This window comes from Thomasclavelia sp., from assembly GCF_047249845.1.
Lineage (GTDB): Bacteria > Bacillota_I > Bacilli_A > Erysipelotrichales > Coprobacillaceae > Thomasclavelia.
Map to the genome: position 1 here is coordinate 1 of NZ_JBKTWO010000192.1, position 1,506 is coordinate 1,506.

General features: G+C 29.9%; 3 protein-coding genes. All 3 read left to right on the top strand.

The window, feature by feature from the left end; translation table 11 throughout:
* The first annotated feature begins 135 nt into the window (after positions 1–135).
* The 3 genes from ACLR9T_RS14705 to ACLR9T_RS14715 all read left to right on the top strand — a co-directional run bounded on the left by ACLR9T_RS14705 (position 136) and on the right by ACLR9T_RS14715 (position 1,443).
* On the top strand, positions 136–528 hold the full coding sequence (locus tag ACLR9T_RS14705; RefSeq protein ID WP_413110193.1) for a polysaccharide biosynthesis C-terminal domain-containing protein: 393 nt from the start codon (positions 136–138) through the stop codon (positions 526–528).
* A 176-nt stretch (positions 529–704) separates the two neighbouring features.
* Positions 705–926 carry a damage-inducible protein gene (locus ACLR9T_RS14710; protein WP_413110191.1) on the top strand — a complete coding sequence of 74 codons (222 nt, stop codon included), beginning with the start codon at positions 705–707 and terminating at the stop codon, positions 924–926.
* Positions 898–1,443, top strand: coding sequence for a phosphohydrolase (locus ACLR9T_RS14715; protein WP_413110192.1), 546 nt, complete (start codon positions 898–900; stop codon positions 1,441–1,443). The genes ACLR9T_RS14710 and ACLR9T_RS14715 overlap by 29 nt, the downstream gene beginning before the upstream one ends.
* The last annotated feature ends 63 nt before the right edge of the window (positions 1,444–1,506 follow it).

Here is a 1,506-nt window from a genome sequence, read left to right on the forward strand (position 1 = left end):
CCTAATAATATTGTTAATGAAGCATATTTGTATATTATGATTATTTCGATGTTTGTTGGAGTTATGTTTGCCTAGAATTTATGTGCGGAACTGTTAAGAGCGATTGGTAATAGTTTTATCCCGTTAGTTTTTTTAATTGTTTCATCGCTTTTAAATGTTGGTTTAGATATTTTATTTATTGCCTGGTTTAAAATGGGAATTGAAGGGGCGGCAATTGCAACGGTAATTGCTGAAGGTATTTCTTGTCTTTTATGTCTTATTTATATTTATCATAAAACAAAAATCTTAGTTTCTCAAAAAAAGCATTTCAAATACGATGGCGCTTTGTTTAAAGAATTGATGGGCCAAGGTTTTTCTATGGGCTTAATGATGTCAATTGTTTCAACAGGTACAGTTATTTTACAAAGTGCAATTAATAATTTTGGTTATTTAATTATTGCCGGACATACAACGGCTCGTAAATTGAGCAGTTTTTGTACGATGCCAACTTCTTCTTTAACAATGGCTCTAGCAACATTTGTTTCGTAAAATCGTGGGGTTAATTTACCAAAACGGATTTATCAGGGTGTTAAGATTGCAAATATTTTGAGGTTTGTTTTAGGGGTGTTCATGAGGGTGTTCTTGTATTTTATAGCACTGCTTTTAATGAGTTTATTATCGGGTTCAAGTGAAAAAGTCGTAATTGAAAGGGGTTAGGAAAAAAAGTGATTCCGTTAGTTTCTAGTGTAATTGAATTTGTTGGTAAGATTGTTTTTGTCTGGCTGTTTATTCTAATTTTAGGTTATTTTAGAGTAATTATTTGTGAGCTAGTTATCTGGTGCTGTATGTGTTTACAGTTATGGTGGACTTTTTACTATGATCCGTATTTAGTTAGCTCTAAAAGAAAAGGAGAAAATTATGAAAATGATGAATACATATACAAATAAACAGTTTGATCCTTTAAAGATTAATGAAGCTGATATTTGTTTAGAAGATATTAGTCATGCTTTAAGTTTATTATGTCGTGGCGGTGGTCATGTAAAATATTTTTATTCTGTAGCTCAGGATGCAATTAATTGCATGTATGAAGCTAAGGCTCGCAATTATCCTTTAAAAATCCAGTTAGCATGTTTGTTGCATGATGCCAGTGAAGCTTATCTTAGTGATATTATTTGTCCCGTTAAAATGCATTTACCTGAGTATTATCAAATTGAAGTAATGATTATGGCTAAAATATTTTCTAAGTTTAATTTAGCAAACTTAGATGAAAAGGAAAATTCAATGTGGCAGCAAATCGATGATGATATTTTACAATATGAATTAAAATACTTAATTAATGATAAAATTAATCAACAATTGCCACCATTATCATCAAAGCCTGACTTGTTACAAAAAAATTGGCAGGATGTTGAAAAAGAATTTAATTTTTATGCTAGTGATTTATTAAGTCGTATAAGAGATTAATAATCTCTTTTTTTGTTAATAAATCGCGGATTTTTTGTTTAAAATGTATAATATAAGTAGGGA

What these genes read in the sequence shown, in the direction of transcription:
- ACLR9T_RS14715 (WP_413110192.1), top strand. Translation starts at nt 898, where the DNA reads ATGAAAATGATGAATACATATACAAATAAACAGTTTGATCCTTTAAAG.